Source organism: Kangiella sp. (assembly GCF_048265365.1).
Taxonomy (GTDB): domain Bacteria; phylum Pseudomonadota; class Gammaproteobacteria; order Enterobacterales; family Kangiellaceae; genus Kangiella.
Map to the genome: position 1 here is coordinate 328,364 of NZ_JBLXBT010000002.1, position 18,483 is coordinate 346,846.

An 18,483-nucleotide genomic window follows, 5' to 3' on the forward strand; every position below is an offset into this window, starting at 1 on the left:
ATGCAACGAAAGCCCCACATTATAACGACTTTGTCAGAAAAAGCTTGGAGAAATCATCTTTGAAACCTTTGCAGTGGTTCTACACAGCGGCTTTGATCTTTAGCCTGTTATTACAGAGCCCTTCTGCTGTGGCCGAACACCCAACTCGCAAGGTTATTTCGGTTGATGTTTTAGGCCCTTACTCAAGCCCACAAGAACAGGAATTACTGTTCAGCCTTAAGCAAAACCTGCTCGATAAATATGACCTGAGCCTCAAGCAAAATCTGCTGTTCTGGCAAAGACAACCCAATTGGGCAACCTACATAAAGAATACGGAAGCAGATTATATTATCACTGTTGGTCAGGAAGCCTTAGACCGAGTGATGAGGGTGCAAACAGATCGTCCGGTTATAGCTCTGATGAATACCGCAGATAGCATCGAAATACTGCGTCAACACCCTCATGACAACTTTTATGCCATCACACATGAGCAGCCACTTATTCGCTACTTTGCTTTGATTAAAAGTCTTAACATTTATCAGGCACAAACCGCGTCATTTTTCAGCGACCAGAACAGCTATCTGAAGACACGCTACCAGCAACTATCACGCTTCTTTAATTTACCTTACAAACCATTAGTGGTTAATCCGCAATTAAAAACGCTGGATGCCATTAATCAATTAATCAGCTGTTGCCGTATTATGCTGCATGATACGGATCGGATTTATCCGCCCGGCCGTTCGCGAAAATCCTTGCTGATCAACAGCTTCCGCCACAGACTGATAGTAATAGGAAACTCACAGAATATGTTGCAGGAAGGCGCGATGCTGGCATTATTTAGTAAGCCCTATACAATAGGCGAACAAACGGCTGATTTAATATATCAGATTGAAAAGGGGCAAATTAAAGAGCGGTACCAATATCCAGACAAATTTGTACTGGATGCCAATCGCCGGATTGCCAAACTACTCGGCTTTTCAGAATTGACTTTGGGTGAGTTAATTGGTCAGATCGAGATGTTAGAAAATGTATATTATGAGATGGAACAATAGATGAAAGAGTGGGGAATCAGTAAAAGGATTATGACTTTGGCGTTAACGCCAACTATTTTGGTTGCCTTATTGTTAGGAACCCTCTTCATCAGCAACCATATCAACGACAGTAAATATTCCCTCACCGCTCGCGGAAAAACCATCGCCACTCACCTTGCCCTAGCCAGCGAATATGGCCTGATTACGCTGGATGAAAAGAATCTGGCAGAAATGGCGCAAGCTGCGCGCGATAATGACAAAGACTTAATGGCAGTCGCCATTTATGATCAGAACAACCGTGTTCTGGCATCAGTGGGGGCCGCTGAGATGCTCAGTGAAATGAGTTATGACAACCCCTACTCTCTGGCAAGATCTGGCTCTTCTAATAATTTAATGCGCTTTGCCCGCACCTCTGACAGCGAACATGGCAAACTGTTTTATGCTCCGATCATTTCCAAGTTCCCAGAAAATTATGAATCCTGGCAGAATTACAGTCAGGCTAACGCCCAACTGTTAGGTTATGTTGCGGTGATGATGACCAACGAGTTTTCTGCAATCAGTCGTTACAACACTATTTTAACCACCTTATTCATTACCATCATTGGACTCTTAATTGGTGGCTTCCTCGCCCGTAGAATGTCGATGAGCGTCACCACACCAATTGAAAAGATGGTCGAAGGCATCAATCGCATCAAAGACGGCCGTCTTGATACGCGTCTTGAGTCCGAAGCAACTGCTGAACTATTAACTCTGCAAGAAGGAATCAACCTGATGGCCGAGAACATGGAGCACTATCAGGAAGAGATGCAGTTGGCAGTTGATCAGGCGACCGAAGATTTACGCGAAACCTTAGAAACTCTGGAAGTGAATAACCTCGAGCTGGATATTGCACGTCGTCAGGCATTGGAAGCCAGTCGTATTAAAACAGAATTCCTGGCCAATATGAGCCATGAAATTCGCACCCCAATGAATGGCGTTATTGGTTTCACTGAACTGTTATTGAAAACGGAGCTTAACAATAAACAAAAAGACTTCCTGTTTGATATTAAACGCTCGGCCACCAGCTTATTGTCAATTATTGATGACATTCTAGATTACTCAAAAATTGAAGCGGGCAAAATGTCTTTCGAGCGCTATCCGTTTGATTTACGCGAGTGTGTCGATGATATCTTCAGAATGCTAGGCCCTAACGCCAATAAAAAAGGCATTGAGCTGGTTTCGCTTATTTATTCCGATGTCCCTAAAGCTTTGCTGGGCGACCCCATTCGAATCAAACAGATTATTACCAATCTTGTTAACAACGCTATTAAATTCACCAAGTCCGGAAGTGTTGAGCTGTATGCCGAAGTTGAATCGGAAAATCAAAAAGGGCTTAAGCTTAAAGTTCAGGTTAAAGATTCTGGTATCGGCTTAACTCAGGAACAGCAGCGCAACCTGTTTAAGGCGTTCAGTCAGGCTGACAGTTCTACGAAACGTGAGTTTGGCGGTACTGGTTTGGGATTGGTTATATCTAAATCTCTAGTTGAAAAGATGGGTGGCAATATTGGTGTAAATAGCACCGCTGGCGATGGCTCAACTTTCTGGTTTACTTTGCAATGCGAGCGTACAGACTCTCTCCCAGAAGATGGCCTGACAGGCGAGTTCCTGGCCAACAAATCCGTGCTGGTTTTTGATCCCCATCCTTCGACCCGATTATCGATTACTCAAATTCTTGAAGACTGGAGCATGTTGGTACGCTCTTTCGACAAGATTGATGACCTGATGACAGAAATTGATCTGTATAGCCAAAGCGGTAAAAGTATTGAACTTATAGTGATTGGCGGTCAGCGTTTCCGTCGTCGCCAACAACAGCTTGAGTACATCTGCAATAAGGCCCAGACTCAGCTACTCTGCCCGGTCATTACCTTTAGTACGGCTGGCAACGCTGATTTCCTGGAACACCTGCACTCAATTGGCGTAACTCGCGCTATGACCAAACCGGTTACCCACCGCGCACTCTATAATTCATTGATCGAACTACTTAAAACACCGCTAACCTCTTCTGGCAAAGAACCTGCTCCAACCGTCGTTGGCGATGCCAGCTTACTAAAAGATATTTATGTGTTAGCGGTTGATGACAATCCCTCAAATCTTCGCTTAGTTACCACTTTGCTTCAAGATCTGAACATCAAAGTTGATGCAGCAGAAAGCGGTATGCAGGCCGTATCCTTAAGTAAAAACAAAGTTTACGATGCCATCCTGATGGATATTCAAATGCCAGAAATGGATGGCCTGGAGGCAACGAGAACCATTCGAGCTAACCGCACAAATTTGACTACTCCGATTATCGCACTAACCGCACATGCCATGGCTAGCGAACGCGAACAATTGCTCGAAGCTGGAATGGATGACTACATGACCAAACCCGTGTCAGAGCAGGCTTTAATCAACTTACTGCTCAAATGGACACAAGCAGCTTCCGACCTCACACCAAGAGAGCCCGAAGAAAGGAAACTGGACGAAACAGAACAGGACCAAACTCTGGATTGGAGCTTGAGTTTAAAACTGGCCAACAACAATGAACAACTGGCCATAGATATGCTTAAAATGTTGGTAGATTCAAACTTTGAAACTGGTCGCAATATCCATGCTGCTTATCAGTCTCAAGATTTCGATCAATTATTGCAACATGTTCATAAACTTCACGGGGCCAGCTGTTACGTTGGCACCCCAAAACTCAAACACCTGAGTAATGTTTACGAAACTCGATTAAAGAAACAGCAATACAACAAGCTGGAAGAATTACACGAACAGCTACTGGCCGAACTGGAAATCATCAATAAAGAAGCAGAGCGTTTCTTAAATCCAGAGAAACCCGAGGCAGCAGATAGTTAAATATTAGAAGCTCACACTAAAAAGGGGCTGAAATCAGCCCCTTTTTTCAAATCACCAAAACAGTGACAAATCATCCAATCGTTTTAACCTCAATCGCTGGCGATTCCTGCTGCGGAATCTCATCCAGAATGACACCATTTAAATATCCGTTTTCACTATCAACACTTTCAATTTTAGTATTGAGAATCGTTCTCTCAGGACTCAACCCTGGAGGAATTTCTACAGCAATTTTATGATAGTTCGGCGTATAGCCAAAATAACGCTGCTTACCTTCTTCAGTGTATTGATTGGAACTCTCCCACAGCACGGGAACGGTCTGGCCCACTTGACGCCCAAGCTCTTCAACTTTAAGTCTAGCCGCTAATTCATGTAATCGATGGCTACGTTCTTTCTTGACCTCTTTAGTAATTTTCCCCAGCAATCGAGCGGCTTTGGTTCCTTCACGATCAGAATAGGTAAAGATGTGAATATGTCCGAAACCCACCTCTTCAATGTACTGCATGGTTTGCTCAAACTCTTCGTCAGTCTCGCCAGGGAAGCCGACAATCACATCAGTAGTCACGTTAAAGCCTGCAACCTGAGTTTTTGCCTGGTTCACAAGCTCACTGAAAGTGGAGGTTTTACAGCGACGGGACATACGTCGCAGGACGGTGTCAGCACCACTTTGAATGGGAAGGTGCATATGTGGCATTAAGCGCGGGTTAGCAAATAATTCAAAAAAGTTCTCGCCTAAATCCCACGGCTCAACCGAAGCAAAACGAATCCGCGGCATATCGGTTTCACGCAATATGGCTTCCACTAGCTCATATAAACTTGAATCTATGTCAGAGCCATAACCACCAACATGGACACCAGCTAAGACAATCTCCTGCACGCCTTCGGCATGTAACTGATTCACTTCGTCCACTAAGTCTTGAATAGTGCGACTGCGCTCTTCACCACGTGCTACCGTCACAATGCAGTAGGTACAACGGTAACGGCAACCGTCCTGAATTTTGATGAAAGCCCGCTCACGATTGCGGGCAAATAATGCACTTTCGCCAGGCTCAGTGGCAAACTCTGGCATCGCTGGAATATCCAGTAATTGCTTAGCCTGCTCCACTAAAATATCTTTATCTTCGTTAGCGACCACCAGATCAACGCCCATAATCTGGGCAACTTCCTCTGGCTCCAATGAAGCATAGCAGCCGGTAACAACCTTACGAGCCTGTGGATTTGCGCGGTGGAAACGACGAACTGTTTGACGAGATTTACGAGCAGCTTCAGCAGTTACTGCGCAAGTATTCAATACAATCAAATCCGCAGCATCGACCTCAGAAGTTAAAGACAAGCCCAAACGCTGGAAGGAATTCGCCCAGTTTTGAAGCTCCGCCTCATTCAATCGACACCCTAACGCGCTTAAATGTACCTGCATAACCACCTGACTCGTTTCACAAACTTCGGCAGAGAAAGACATCTCTACCCGATAAAAATTGGGCGACAATTGTACAGTTTCTAGCCGTTATTGGCACTACCTTTTGCAATGGATTTTCATGCCCGCACAAAAAAAGGCGCCCGAAAGCGCCTTTATTAATCACTGAAACTACCTATTTTTCAACAGTATGCAAGTGCACATCTCGCTGAGGGTATGGGATGCTAATATTGTTGGCATCTAGCGCCTTTTTGATAGCTTCCAGGTTTTCAAAATACACACCCCAGTAATTTGCGCTATCAACCCAAACACGTAGGACAAAATTCACAGAGCTGTCTGCTAATTCCTTTACTGCGATAAACGGCACCGGCTCTTGATGAATGCGGTCATCTTTGGCGATAACAGCAAGAATCACATCGCGTGCTGTATCAATATCGTCGTCGTAACCAATACCAATAGTAAAATCGACACGGCGGGTTGGCATGGTGCTGTAATTGATCATTGAGCCAGTTGAAATAGGCGAGTTTGGAATGATGATCACCTTGTTGTCCGGTGTAGTCAGAATAGTATTAAATATCTGAATTTCTTTGACTGTACCCGAATGACCTTGTAGCTCAATAAAGTCGCCTACTTTGTAGGGGCGGATAATCAACAGAATCACGCCACCGGCAAAGTTTTGCAGAGTACCAGACAAAGCCAAACCAATCGCCAAGCCGGCGGCACCCAACATGGCAACAAAGGTAGTCATCTGAATACCAAGCATACCAATTACCGTAATGGCCAGTGCTGCTTTAAGCAAAATGCCAATCATGCTCAGGAGGAAGCGTTGCAGGGTAATGTCAAAATTCTTCTTCTCAAAGCCTTTGCGAATGGCGTTAACTATCATCCGAATAAGGATCAAACCAACCAGCAGGACCACAAGTGCAGAAATCAGCTTAGGAGTATAGTCGAGCATTACTTGCCAGCTGCTCTCAGCAAAACTTGTTAATTGTTCTGTATCCACAGGTAGTTGCATTGTTAACCTCTTGATTTTAATCTTGTTAATTTCTGCAGGACATTCTAGCGAAGGATAATTAAAGTTGCGAACTTCGTGTGCAAAATTTACAAAAATGTCACGCAATGGCGCTAAATATCAAGCAAATACTGGCAAGTTACCATATCTCGTGCAACACTCTTTGTATCAAAAGCAACCAATTGGAAGTTTGTATGATGAATAAATCCTCCATAAAACTGAGCCTTATAAGTGCAACTCTGATAGTCATGCTATCAGGCTGTAGCACCGTCCAACCCGCAGAGGTAGATAGCAAGCTCACAGCCTGGCAAGGTGCTGATATTGAAACCCTGGTTCAGACCTGGGGCCTGCCAACAGGCGAGCAACAAGTTAATAATTTAACCTACGCCGAGTGGAATACCCGAGACATTAAAAACAAGCCTTCCATGCGCGTCGGTGTTGGTGGATTTGGTGGTAACTTCTTCGGTAGTATTGGCACCACTCTGTTTGGTGGTCGTAAAGAAGTTCATTGTCGGGTGCAGGTGGGTTACAACCAAGAAGGTCGTGTAGTCACCTCTAACTGGACCGGTGATGCCGAAGCTTGCGACACAGCTATTCCTGAGCGTGAGTCTTAATTAGAGGCTTATCAAGCTTAAGACAGACGCTCGAAATATTGAATAAGCAACTGTAATTCTGGCACATTATAATAGTCATTGATATCAGGCTTATACACAGCTCGTATGGTTTGTGCGGGCTGTGACAACCAATCCTCCACATCGATTCTAAATGCAATAGCCTGTACTGCTGCTTGCTCATCTGATTTACGCAAGGTCAGCTTTAAGTGATTTTCGCCGACAATTCGATGGTTTAACACCACAAACTCACCATCAAATGCTGGCTCAGGAAATCCCTGTCCGAAGGGGCCTGCCTGAGTTAATTCAAAAGCGGTTTCAATGGTTAGTTCACCTGACTCCAGTTCGCCATCCGTTTCAATCGCATCCTCGATCGCCTTCCCATTCAGCAAGTCTGTTACCGCCTGCTCAAAAGCCTGTTGAAATGCTGCTAATTTATCAAGCGCCAATGATAAGCCCGCAGCCATAGCATGGCCGCCAAACTTTTCAATTAACTGAGGATGGCGGCTATCAACCAGCGCCAAAGCATCACGAATATGCACCTCCTTTACCGAGCGGGCTGAGCCTTTAATGCTGGTTTCATCAGCATTGGCAAACACAATACAAGGCTTGTTCACTTTTTCTTTAATGCGCGAGGCTAATAAACCCACCACTCCCTGATGCCAATGCGGTTCATACAGACACACGGAATGAGCAAACTCACCAGTATGCCAGTCAACTTCTTCAAGTTTTGAAAGCGCCTCATCCTGCATTTCCTGTTCAACCTGTTGGCGGTCGCTGTTTAAACTGTGCAACATATCCGCTAGCTCTTTAGCTGTTTTGCTGTCCTCCGCCAACAAACACTCAATCCCTATCGACATATCATCCAGTCGTCCGGCCGCATTAAGTCTAGGCCCTACCGCAAAGCCCAAGTCTGTGGCTGTCACCTTGTCCAACTGGCGCTTGGCTAACTGTAATAAAGCACTAATACCAGGCCGACAGCGACCGGCTCGAATCAATCGCAGGCCATTGTGCACCAACAAACGGTTATTGCTATCAAGCGGTACAACATCGGCAACCGTTCCCAGCGCAACAATGTCTAGATAATGAGCTAAGTTAGGCTCTTCAATATCTTGTGATACAAACCAATTGTTTTCGCGCAAGCGGGCACGCAAGGCTAATAAAACATAAAAAACAACACCGACACCAGCCATATTCTTACTGGGAAAAGTGTCTCTCGGCTGGTTTGGATTCACAATAGCATCAGCTTGCGGCAACTCACCGCCCGCCAGGTGATGGTCGGTGACCAACACTTTAATGCCCGCCTCTTGCGCTGTTTCCACCCCAGCGATACTGGAAATCCCATTATCAACGGTAACGATCAAGTCAGGATTCAATTCCTTGGCAACTTCGACCAATTCAGGCGACAAACCATAACCAAACTCAAACCGATTAGGCACTAAATACTCCACCTGCTTCGCACCAAAGGCAGATAACACCAGTTTGGCTAAGGCGCTACTGGTAGCGCCATCAGCATCGAAATCACCAACAATTAATATGCGCTTCTGCTCAGTAATGGCTTCGACCAATAAATCCACTGCTGCATCAATTCCCTTCAGTTCATGATAAGGCAGTAGTTGGCTTAAATTATAATCAAGCTCAGCAGGATCCTGTATTCCTCGATTGGAATAAATTCGGTTTAACACAGAACTTGAGGTCAAAGGCTTTATGCTTGCTTGTGGTTGTCGTTGTCGAATCGTTTTTTTCATAGAGTTATCACTAATTGTCGAATTCACACTTTGATCCATCGTCCGATGAGTTGCTATTATAGGGACTCCTTTCAACAGATGAAAACCACCCATGGACCTTTCGCTGGATAATAACACTGGTCGCTACAAGATACGCTCTTATAGCCCAGGTTCTATTATCATCAATGATGCGACATATCAGGACCCCATTATTGTAGGGCTTGAAGTGTTGCGTGAGAATCAGCTGCCGATGGATTTAGGCGAGCTAAATAAAGAATTGCTGGAGGAGTTAAAGATTACCGATTATGAAGTGGTGATTTTAGGCACTGGCGAAACTCAGCAATTTCCCTCCTGGGATCTATTAGAGCAAGCGCAGATAATGGGAACACCGCTCGAAATTATGGCAACCGATGCTGCTTGTCGAACATTCACTATTCTAGCAAGCGATGGACGCAAAGTTTTGGCTATACTCTATCCTTAACAAGCTATTAAAACCTTTAAACCCATAAATCGAAGCAATAAAAAAGCCCACTTCATCACAGGACAAAGCAGGCTTAGAATCAGTCTGTTTTAGACTTATTTGCTGTCTTTCTTAAGCTCATCCAGGCGTTGGCGCATAATTTCTGCTGGTAAATAACCACCCACTAAATCACCATTTTCAAGGATAATACCTGGTGTTCCACGAATTCCAAACTTTCTGACCAAGCTCATATGCTCAGCGAATGGTGTCGCACAATTGCCCTCACGGTATTTACGCTCTAGCTTGGCTTCGGTCATAGCCGTTTGAGGGTCGCTTGAGCACCAGATTCCTTTCAGCTTTTCACCGGAAGGTGAATTAATTCCCGAACGAGGAAATGCCAGGTAACGAATGGTGATACCACGACTTAAATAATCATTTCGCTCACGGTGCATCTTCTGACAATAGCCACAATCAATATCAGTGAAAACACTAATGACGTGCTCTTCATTCGGAGCTTTAAAGATAACCATATCGTCATCTTTCAATTTAGCAATTTCACGCTTGCGCATCGGTGATTTCATTTGATCGAGCTGAGAAATTCGCTCCTGCGAGATATTACGAATTTGCTCTGTTGAGATATCCAGCATTTTGCCATCAATCAAATATTTGCCATCGTTGGAAATGTAATAAAGATCACCTTGCAGGATAAAGGAGTAGAGCGAGTCCACCTCGGAGGGAGCAACGTGGTCTATTGATGCGCCAGGAAAGCGTGCTTCCAGCATTACTCTAATTTCGTCTTCGCTCAGTGCTTTGCTGGCCGCTGAAGCTAGAGGAATGCTCAAGCTTAACATCAATATAATAAACAGCTTTTTCATCGTGTTCGAAACTCCAAGGTGTTCAGTCAATTTGGTATGTACGCCCGCTACATTTTAGATTACAGACGCATTGTAAACATCCTCATTCTAGCGAGCTGCGGCCAGGGTTTTAAGCCGATTTACAAACCTTTACACCCTAAGAGTATCGATGACTGAGTACCAGAGCCCTATCCGCGAGGATGATGCTCACTGTGTAATTGCTTGAGCCGCTCTTTAGCAACATGGGTATAGATTTGCGTTGTTGATAGGTCACTATGCCCCAACAGCATCTGTAATGTACGTAAATCAGCACCATGATTCAATAAGTGGGTGGCAAACGCATGGCGTAAGGTATGCGGGGAAAGGTGCTTTCTGATGCCAGCCGTTTTGGCATAAACCTTAATCCGATGCCAAAAAGTCTGGCGGGTCATTCGTTGCCCTCGGGTGCTTAAGAACAACCAGTCACAAACCTTCTCATGAGCCAGCTCAGCTCGCCCATGCCTAATGTACTGTGCTATCGCCTGCAGCGCTTCCTCACCAATTGGAACCAGGCGTTCCTTGTTACCCTTACCAATAACTCGCATAACGCCTTGCTGAAAGCCGATCTGATTCATCTCTACCGAAATCAGCTCTGTAATACGCAGACCACTACTGTATAAAAGCTCCAGCATGGCTTTATCACGCAAACCCAAAGCTGTATCCAGGTTAGGCTGACTCAATAAGTTATCCACTTCATCTTCACTTAACGATTTAGGCACAGGAGGTTGAATTTTAGGACTGTCGATTTGCTGAGTCGGGTCCACCTTGATTTGATTTAACTGCAAAAGATAGCGGTAAAACTTTCGAGCCGAAGATAAAAAACGTGCAGTAGAACGGCTACTGTATTGCTGAGTATAGCGCTCAGCTAAATACTGCTGAATATCATAAGCCGAACTACTAACCAGATCTTTTCCTTGTTTATGTAGCCATTGATTAAACAGTTTGAGATCGCTCCGATAGCTAGATAAGGTTGCATCGGATAACCCCTGCTCCATCCAGACCTGGTCACAAAACTGCTCAATAATCGATTCGCTCATATTGCCACAACGAAAACCTAATGAGCTTCAACTTTACCAGAATAAAAGTTTCAGGCATAAAAAAAGCAGCCCAATGGACTGCTTTTTTGGCGAAAAACGGTTATTACTTTTTAAGAACCAATTTTTCTTTAATACGTGCAGATTTACCTGAACGCTCGCGCAAGTAGTAGATTTTCGCTTTACGAACATCACCACGACGCTTAACTTCAATGCTGTCAATCATTGGGCTGTAAGATTGGAATGTACGCTCAACGCCTACACCAGAAGAAATCTTACGCACGGTGAATGCAGAATTAAGACCACGGTTACGCTTTGCGATAACAACGCCTTCAAAAGCCTGTAAACGCTCACGGTTACCTTCTTTAACTTTAACTTGAACAATAACTGTATCACCGGCACCGAAAGTCGGGATCTCTTTGTTCATTTGCTCAGCTTCTAATTGCTGGATGATGTTACTCATGGCTGTATGCTCCTCATTCGAGCTCTCGCTCGTTCAAAATTAATCGGTCGAAGACTACTTGTTAGCGTTTGCTTGGTATTCTTCAATAAATTCCTGTAAGAGTTTTTGTTGCTCATCATTCAATTGAATGCCGTCCAACAAATCCTTACGTCTCAACCAGGTTCTCCCCAGAGATTGCTTCAGCCTCCAGCGACGAATGTTCTCATGATCGCCACTGAGCAATATGGGCGGGACCTGCTGGCCCTCAAAAATTTCAGGCCTTGTATAATGCGGATGATCCAACAAACCTTCCGCAAAAGAGTCTTCCCTTGCAGAGTCTTCATGCCCGAGCACACCCGGTTGCATTCTGACTACTGCATCGATCACAGCCATAGCTGCAATCTCACCACCACTAAGAACAAAGTCGCCTAACGAGATTTCATCGTCAACTTCTGACTCAATCACTCGCTCATCAATCCCTTCGTAGCGTCCCGCTACGAATAGCAGGTTTGGCTTTCCGGCCAACTCTTTAACCACCTGATGATTCAGGCGGCGTCCTTGTGGGGACAAATACACTTTGTAAACAGGTTCTGATGGTGTCTCAAGACTCATACGAGTCTCGGCATAACGGATTGCTTCAGCTAGCGGTTCAGTCATCATCAACATGCCTGGCCCACCACCATAAGGTCTATCGTCAACGGTTCTATGCTTATCCATTGTAAAGTCTCGCGGATTAGTCACGGCAAACTGTACCTTGCCCTGTTTAACCGCTCTGCCAACTACGCCTTGCTCCATCACTCCATCAAACATGGTCGGAAACAAAGAAATCACATGAATGTTCATGCGCTGAACCTCATGTGATTCATGACTGGTCTTCAAACTCCCAGTCAACCGTAATCTGCTTAGACTCCAGATCAACCTTCATCACGCTATACTCGGGAACATAAGGTATTAGCAATTCTTCTTTCGAAGCAGTTTTGACCACTAATACGTCATTAGCACCCGTTTCCATCATTTTATCGACTGTTCCCATCTTGTCTCCAGCGACATTCACTACCGTTAACCCAACCAGGTCACGCCAGTAATACTCACCTTCCTCAAGTTGAGGCAGTTGAGATTCGTCAATAGCAATCTCAACGCCACGATAACTCTCAGCAGTATTGCGATCATTGCAACCTTCCAATTGAGCTACCACAGTCTTTCCCTGCTCACGTCCATTGATAATTGAAGCCTCTTGCCATTGGCCATCCAGCTTCAAATACCAGGGACTATAATTCAGGATATTTTCCTTGGGATCGGTATAAGAATAAACTTTTACCCACCCTTTTATGCCAGAAGCTCCGTTTAATTTACCGACGATTAGCGGCTTAAAAGCTTGTGACATAGAAAACCCTATTAAATCAGTCTGTTAGAACGATTTAATTAAGCTTTTGCAGCTTGTTTCATTAAAGCAGCTACGCGGTCACTAGTTTGCGCGCCTTCACCGATCCAATGTTGGATACGGTCATTATCAAGGCGTAAACGCTCTTCATTACCACGAGCTACCGGGTTGAAGAAACCTACACGCTCAATGAAACGGCCGTCGCGACGAGCGCGAACATCAGCAACTACAACGTGGTAAAATGGGCGTTTTTTAGAACCACCACGAGCTAAACGAATGGTTACCATATCGTTCAAATCCTCTGTTTTAAGTACAAAACAGCCCTAAAAGCGCCATAAATCGAGGCTTTTGAAGGCTTTCAAAATTTTAAGAGCGCGAATTTTACATTAAATACACGTCATTTGGAAACGATTTTACCTAAAAAATCCTTATTTCTCCGCTAGTTTACAGCATGCTCTGAGTATTTGAATCAGAACATCTGAGTCACTTACAAAATAGGCATACTCCCGGCTTGCCTAAACACACATTAAATTCTCTATGAGCTTCAAAATGAAGTCAGCTAAAATGAAGACTATCTATATGATTTAAAAGATCTATTTATTGTTCTCGGCTAACTTGGTGAATAATGACTTCTATCAGTTTTATACACCACAAAAGCCTTTATACTCAGTAAGAAGCTAATCAATACGGAGATGAACATGTCCTACTTAATCATCATTAACGACCCACCGTACGGCACCGAGCGCCTCTTTAATGGACTTCGCTTAGCTCATACACTGATCAATAAAGAACACAAAGTCACAGTGTTTCTCATGGCAGACGCAGTATCCGGCGCAAAATCCGGTCAAAAAACCCCAGACGGTTACTATAATGTGGAGAGAATGCTAAAACGCGTTTTTACAAAAGGCGATGTACTTTTATGCGGTACCTGTATGGATGCACGGGGACTAACAGACGATGAAGTTTTAAAAGGAGCCAAACGTAGCACCATGGACGAATTGGCTGACTTAACAATCAGTTCAGATAAGGTGCTTATATTTTAATGCGTTAAGGCAAGGAGCGCATGAATAGAGTTTCTTTGTCACCTTCCTCATTCCAATATCGTCTTAGGGATGATAATTAATCAATAAGCAAAGGAAAAAAGGACTATGCTAACCAAAAAATTACTATTAACTATCGTCTTACTATGTTGCTCTTCAGCCACTTTTGGTAATAACCAAGAGTTTTATGTGGTTAATGAATCCGATATAGCAAGAGCAGATGAGCTGTTCCAAAAGGAGCAATACACAGAATCACAACAGCTATACTCAAAGTTAGCCAAAGCGGGCGACAAATATGCTCAGTATGTCTTATCCGTTATTTACTTAAATGGGCTTACTGGAGAACAAAGCCTAGGAAAGGCTTATGCTTGGGCAAGAGTGGCAAAAGAAGAGAATAGCAAGCTACTCACTAAGCATTTTGAGTATGTGAAATCACTTATCCCTCCCGAAAACAAAGAAGCAATCGTCAAGGAATCCTCTGATATTTATAAAAAATACAGCAATCTTGCCGTTGCGGAAAGCTATCTTTCATACCTTAAGAAAGAATTTCCAAAATGTACTGGAAGCAGACTTAGAGTAAATATGAATGCTTGTGAAAAAATCCAAGTAACATGCAACCTAAATAGTGTTTGGGGGGGCAACACAATTCCAGATCTTGCAAGTAGCTTTGGTAAAGCCTGTCTAGAGTTTGCAACCAAAATCCAGCCCGAAAACCTCAAGAAAATGAAGGCTAATATCGATCTTATGGAAGAGTATATCGAAGAGGAAAGGAAAAAAGGGACAGTGATTATTACAGAAGAAAAATAATCACAAAATACCGCAAAAGCACCTTTCTAACAAGATAAAATCGCTAAGTACGAGGCAAACCCTTTTCAAAATGGGCGCTTACATCAGTAAGAAACCAGGTTAAAAAGGGTTTTTAATAAAGTAATTAGTGATTTTAGTCACTAGAGATTAACGACCGAATGGGGGCATCCCACCAGGCCCTCCTCCTCCCGGAGGCATCATTCCTTTCATTCCGCGCATCATCTTCATCATGCCACCTGGCCCTTTCATCTTCTTCATCATCTTTTGCATCTGATTGAATTGCTTGAGCAGGCGATTAACATCCTGAATCTGGGTGCCGGAACCATTGGCGATTCGCTTTTTACGAGAACCTTTGATCAGCTCTGGGCGCGCGCGTTCTTTAGGGGTCATTGAATTGATCATGGCGATCATGCGATCGGTCATTTTGTTATTGAGTGCTTTCTTCTTGGCTGCTTCAGGAATTTGTCCCATACCGGGTAGCTTATCCATTAGGCCAGCCATACCACCCATGTTATTCATTTGTAAAAGCTGATCACGGAAGTCACCGAGATCAAAACCTTTACCTTTCATAATTTTCTTGGCGACTTTCTCAGCTTTTTTCTTATCGACTGTGCGTTCGACTTCTTCAATCAAGCTTAAGACGTCACCCATGCCAAGGATTCTTGAAGCAACGCGCTCTGGGTGGAATGGTTCGAGCTGATCGATTTTCTCGCCCATACCGATAAACTTGATGGGCTTACCCGTAATGTGACGAATCGATAACGCAGCACCACCACGAGCATCACCATCAGCCTTGGTCAGAATGACACCGGTTAATGGCAAGGCATCGTTAAAAGCCTTAGCAGTATTAGCCGCATCCTGACCGGTCATTGAGTCAACCACAAATAGGGTTTCGGTTGGTTCGATGGCAGCATGAAGCGCTTTGATCTCATCCATCATGGCTTCATCAATCGCTAAACGACCTGCAGTATCAATAATGACCACGTCGATGAATTGCTTTTTCGCTTCTTTTATTGCGTTGCTGGCAATATCGATTGGCTTTTGTTCGGTTGTACTTGGGAAGAAGGTAGCGCCCACTTCACCAGCTACTGTTTCCAGCTGTTTAATTGCTGCCGGACGATAAACGTCAGCACTGGCAACCATTACCGATTTCTTTTCTCGGGTTTGCAACAAATGAGCCAGTTTACCGGCACTGGTTGTTTTACCGGCACCTTGTAAACCTGCCATTAAAATAACAACCGGTGGCTTCGCGCTCAGGTTCAAACCATCATTGGCCTCGCCCATCGCTTTGACCAACTCATCATTAACAATTTTGATGAAAGCCTGACCAGGGTCGAGTGCTTTGCCAACTTCAGCGCCTAACGCACGCTCTTTGACGTCACCAATAAAGGCTTTAACGACCGGCAATGCAACATCAGCCTCCAACAAGGCCATGCGCACTTCACGTAACGTATCCTTAATATTGTCTTCACTGATTTTGCCCTTCCCTTTTAGCGTTTTCAGGGCACCGGAGAGACGATCACTTAAACTGTCAAACATTGTTGCTTATCTCAAATTAATGGCTTTTATTAAATTAGGGGCATTATAACGAAAAGCAAGTGGCTTTGTTGTAGTATTTCTCATAGATAGCGCTTGTTTCAGTGTTAATTTGCTCTAAAATGGCGGATTAAGAAAACTCTAACAAACTAAAGGCCTTAAGGCAGTGTTAATCGATATAATTACCGGGCTTTCTTATCTTGTATTGGCGGTATTTTTTATTCTCCGCCTTAACCACCCGGCCAAAGAAGTTCCAGAATGGGGAAAATGGTTGCCGCTGGCACCCATTGCTTTGCATCTGTACGCGCTTTATTTGGCGATAGAAACTGGTGCTGGTCAGAATTTATCACTGCTTAATACCTTATCGCTTATTTCTCTGATCATGGTGTTGCTGGTAGCCATTTATCGATTAAGTCATCAGACCCCGCACCTAATGCTTTACGCCTGCTTATTTGCCGGAGTGGTGTCGTTACTTAATGTACTTCCGGAAAAGCCCAATATTTTAGTTTTGTCCGGTAATGCACTTGGCTTCTGGCATATCTGGCTCTCTGTCATTGGATTTAGTTTGCTTCTGGTAGCAACTTTTCAAAGTGCTTTAGTCCTGTTCCTGCACAAAAAACTGCGTAGTAAGCCAGCATCCATTCACCCGCTATTACCACCGCTTATGCAGATGGAGCAATTTCTCTCGGCCTTGGTACTGTCGGGCATCATCAGTTTGGGCATCGCTCTGGTACTTGGCTTTATGCAACCCAATGACGCACTAAAAGCTCAGTCACTGCACAAAATTATTCTTTCAGCTTTGGCTTGGTTCAGCTTCTGTACATTTTACCTCGGGTATAAATTATCCCGTTTAAGTGGTATTCGCTTTGCTCGGCTATGCATTGTTGCCTTTATTATTCTGGCAGTTGGATTTGTAGGCAGTAAGCTGGTGCTAGACTACATTCTTCAGCGAGGTTAGTGTTTGGAAACCCTGTCGACCAGCACCCTGTTTATCATTCTTGGTTTACTGATCCTTCTCTCAGCCTTTTTCTCAAGCTCAGAGACGGGAATGATGTCCCTCAACCGTTATCGATTGAAGCACCGAGCAAAAAATGGTGACCACGCTGCCAAACGAGTCTACAACATGCTCAAGCGTCCAGACAAACTCCTCGGGCTGATATTGCTCGGCAACAACATTGTTAACATTTTGGCTTCGGCCATTGCGACAGTTATTGCCATTCGCTTTTGGGGAGAAGGCGGAATATTTGCTGCAACATTAATGTTGACCGTCGTAGTTTTAATCTTCGCCGAAGTGACTCCCAAAACATTAGCAGCACTTTATCCAGAACGAATTGCATTTTTTGCAGCACCGATTCTAAAACCACTGTCCGCGCTTTTTTCGCCGGTCATTAAACTGATTGGTTTTCTGGCGAATGGCTTATTAAAACTATTTGGTGTCAATGCTGGCAAAGCAGGCGAAGATCATCTCAGTCAGGATGAGTTGAGAACAGTGGTTAATGAAGCTGGTGCAATGATTCCACGTCGTCACCAAAAAATGTTGCTCAGTATTTTAGATCTGGAAACCGTCTCAGTAGACGATATTATGGTGCCTCGCAACGAAATTGCCGGTATCGATTTAGCGGATGACATGGACTATATTTTTGAACAAATCCGCAACAGTATTCACACTCGGCTACTCGTATTCAAAGAAGAAATTGATCAAGTGCAGGGCTTTCTACACGCGCGCAACTTTGGCCGTATTTTAGAGCTTGAAGAACCTACACCTGAAGCGATTCTCGATTTCCTGGATCCTATTTATTATGTTCCGGAAGGTACGCCACTGCATACGCAGCTAATGAAGTTTCAGCGTAAACGTGACCGTATCGGTTTGGTGGTTGATGAGTATGGCGATATTGAAGGATTAGTCACACTGGACGATATTCTTGAAGAAATTGTCGGCGACTTCACCACAGAAATGTCGAACATCAATAAAGAAATTCAACCACAACACGATGGCACATATTTAGTGGACGGTACTATTACGATTCGTGAATTGAATCGAGCCATGAAATGGTACTTGCCGCTTGATGGTCCAAAAACATTAAATGGTTTGATTACAGAATATTTGGAAACCATTCCGGATGCATCAACAGGCTTACGCTTGCATGGCTACCCGATGGAAATCCTGCAAGTTAAAGACAATCTTATTAAAACTGTGCGGATAATGCCGAAGCTCTACCGCGCACCAGAAACTGATATTTAAACT

General features: G+C 44.1%; 18 protein-coding genes. 8 read left to right on the forward strand and 10 right to left on the reverse strand.

All coding sequences use genetic code 11. The features are described from left to right. Positions 1-59: 59 nt before the first annotated feature. Entirely contained in the window at positions 60-1,031 is a 972-nt protein-coding gene (locus ACN0VI_RS10730; RefSeq protein ID WP_417446799.1) for a hypothetical protein, read from the forward strand. After that, positions 1,032-3,884, forward strand: coding sequence for a two-component sensor histidine kinase BarA (barA, locus tag ACN0VI_RS10735; RefSeq protein WP_331890209.1), 2,853 nt, complete (start codon positions 1,032-1,034; stop codon positions 3,882-3,884). 70 nt (positions 3,885-3,954) lie between these two features. On the opposite strand, the gene mtaB is transcribed toward barA, so the two are convergent. Next, positions 3,955-5,298 (reverse strand): tRNA (N(6)-L-threonylcarbamoyladenosine(37)-C(2))-methylthiotransferase MtaB, encoded by a 1,344-nt coding sequence (gene mtaB, locus ACN0VI_RS10740; RefSeq protein WP_417447048.1) that lies wholly within the window; start codon positions 5,296-5,298, stop codon positions 3,955-3,957. 172 nt (positions 5,299-5,470) lie between these two features. Beyond that, positions 5,471-6,310, reverse strand: coding sequence for a mechanosensitive ion channel domain-containing protein (locus ACN0VI_RS10745; RefSeq protein WP_331890213.1), 840 nt, complete (start codon positions 6,308-6,310; stop codon positions 5,471-5,473). A 191-nt stretch (positions 6,311-6,501) separates the two neighbouring features. Between ACN0VI_RS10745 and ACN0VI_RS10750 the strand changes: the two genes are divergently transcribed. Beyond that, positions 6,502-6,921: a hypothetical protein gene (locus tag ACN0VI_RS10750; protein WP_417446800.1), complete on the forward strand. Its 420-nt coding sequence runs from the start codon at positions 6,502-6,504 to the stop codon at positions 6,919-6,921. Positions 6,922-6,938: 17 nt separating this feature from the next. Here ACN0VI_RS10750 and recJ read toward each other — a convergent pair whose 3' ends face one another. Next, a complete protein-coding gene (gene recJ, locus ACN0VI_RS10755) occupies positions 6,939-8,666 on the reverse strand; it encodes a single-stranded-DNA-specific exonuclease RecJ (RefSeq protein WP_417446801.1) in 1,728 nt (575 codons plus the stop codon). Between the two features lie 91 nt (positions 8,667-8,757). Here recJ and ACN0VI_RS10760 point away from each other — a divergent pair, with 91 nt between their 5' ends. After that, a complete protein-coding gene (locus ACN0VI_RS10760; protein WP_331890219.1) occupies positions 8,758-9,126 on the forward strand; it encodes an MTH938/NDUFAF3 family protein in 369 nt (122 codons plus the stop codon). 95 nt (positions 9,127-9,221) lie between these two features. Here ACN0VI_RS10760 and ACN0VI_RS10765 read toward each other — a convergent pair whose 3' ends face one another. From ACN0VI_RS10765 to rpsP, 6 genes are all read right to left on the reverse strand, one after another. Then, positions 9,222-9,980 carry a thioredoxin fold domain-containing protein gene (locus ACN0VI_RS10765; protein ID WP_331890221.1) on the reverse strand — a complete coding sequence of 253 codons (759 nt, stop codon included), beginning with the start codon at positions 9,978-9,980 and terminating at the stop codon, positions 9,222-9,224. A gap of 167 nt (positions 9,981-10,147) precedes the next feature. Next, a complete protein-coding gene (gene xerD, locus ACN0VI_RS10770) occupies positions 10,148-11,035 on the reverse strand; it encodes a site-specific tyrosine recombinase XerD (protein WP_417446802.1) in 888 nt (295 codons plus the stop codon). 103 nt (positions 11,036-11,138) lie between these two features. Beyond that, positions 11,139-11,495, reverse strand: coding sequence for a 50S ribosomal protein L19 (gene rplS, locus ACN0VI_RS10775; protein ID WP_012800765.1), 357 nt, complete (start codon positions 11,493-11,495; stop codon positions 11,139-11,141). A gap of 54 nt (positions 11,496-11,549) precedes the next feature. Beyond that, on the reverse strand, positions 11,550-12,317 hold the full coding sequence (gene trmD / locus ACN0VI_RS10780) for a tRNA (guanosine(37)-N1)-methyltransferase TrmD (protein ID WP_417446803.1): 768 nt from the start codon (positions 12,315-12,317) through the stop codon (positions 11,550-11,552). 19 nt (positions 12,318-12,336) lie between these two features. Beyond that, positions 12,337-12,858 (reverse strand): ribosome maturation factor RimM, encoded by a 522-nt coding sequence (rimM, locus tag ACN0VI_RS10785; protein WP_331890234.1) that lies wholly within the window; start codon positions 12,856-12,858, stop codon positions 12,337-12,339. A 38-nt stretch (positions 12,859-12,896) separates the two neighbouring features. After that, the gene (rpsP, locus tag ACN0VI_RS10790) at positions 12,897-13,142 is read right to left on the reverse strand and encodes a 30S ribosomal protein S16 (protein WP_331890236.1); all 246 of its coding nucleotides are present in this window, start codon (positions 13,140-13,142) and stop codon (positions 12,897-12,899) included. A gap of 411 nt (positions 13,143-13,553) precedes the next feature. Here rpsP and ACN0VI_RS10795 point away from each other — a divergent pair, with 411 nt between their 5' ends. After that, positions 13,554-13,898 (forward strand): DsrE family protein, encoded by a 345-nt coding sequence (locus tag ACN0VI_RS10795; RefSeq protein ID WP_331890238.1) that lies wholly within the window; start codon positions 13,554-13,556, stop codon positions 13,896-13,898. A 105-nt stretch (positions 13,899-14,003) separates the two neighbouring features. After that, positions 14,004-14,702 (forward strand): hypothetical protein, encoded by a 699-nt coding sequence (locus ACN0VI_RS10800; RefSeq protein WP_331890240.1) that lies wholly within the window; start codon positions 14,004-14,006, stop codon positions 14,700-14,702. A 147-nt stretch (positions 14,703-14,849) separates the two neighbouring features. Here the strand turns inward: ACN0VI_RS10800 and ffh are convergent, their stop codons facing one another. Beyond that, positions 14,850-16,241, reverse strand: a complete 1,392-nt coding sequence (gene ffh / locus ACN0VI_RS10805; RefSeq protein ID WP_331890242.1) for a signal recognition particle protein — start codon at positions 16,239-16,241, stop codon at positions 14,850-14,852. A 163-nt stretch (positions 16,242-16,404) separates the two neighbouring features. Between ffh and ACN0VI_RS10810 the strand changes: the two genes are divergently transcribed. Continuing rightward, positions 16,405-17,196: a cytochrome C assembly family protein gene (locus ACN0VI_RS10810; RefSeq protein ID WP_417446804.1), complete on the forward strand. Its 792-nt coding sequence runs from the start codon at positions 16,405-16,407 to the stop codon at positions 17,194-17,196. A 3-nt stretch (positions 17,197-17,199) separates the two neighbouring features. Then, positions 17,200-18,480: an HlyC/CorC family transporter gene (locus ACN0VI_RS10815; RefSeq protein ID WP_331890246.1), complete on the forward strand. Its 1,281-nt coding sequence runs from the start codon at positions 17,200-17,202 to the stop codon at positions 18,478-18,480. Positions 18,481-18,483 lie beyond the last annotated feature (3 nt).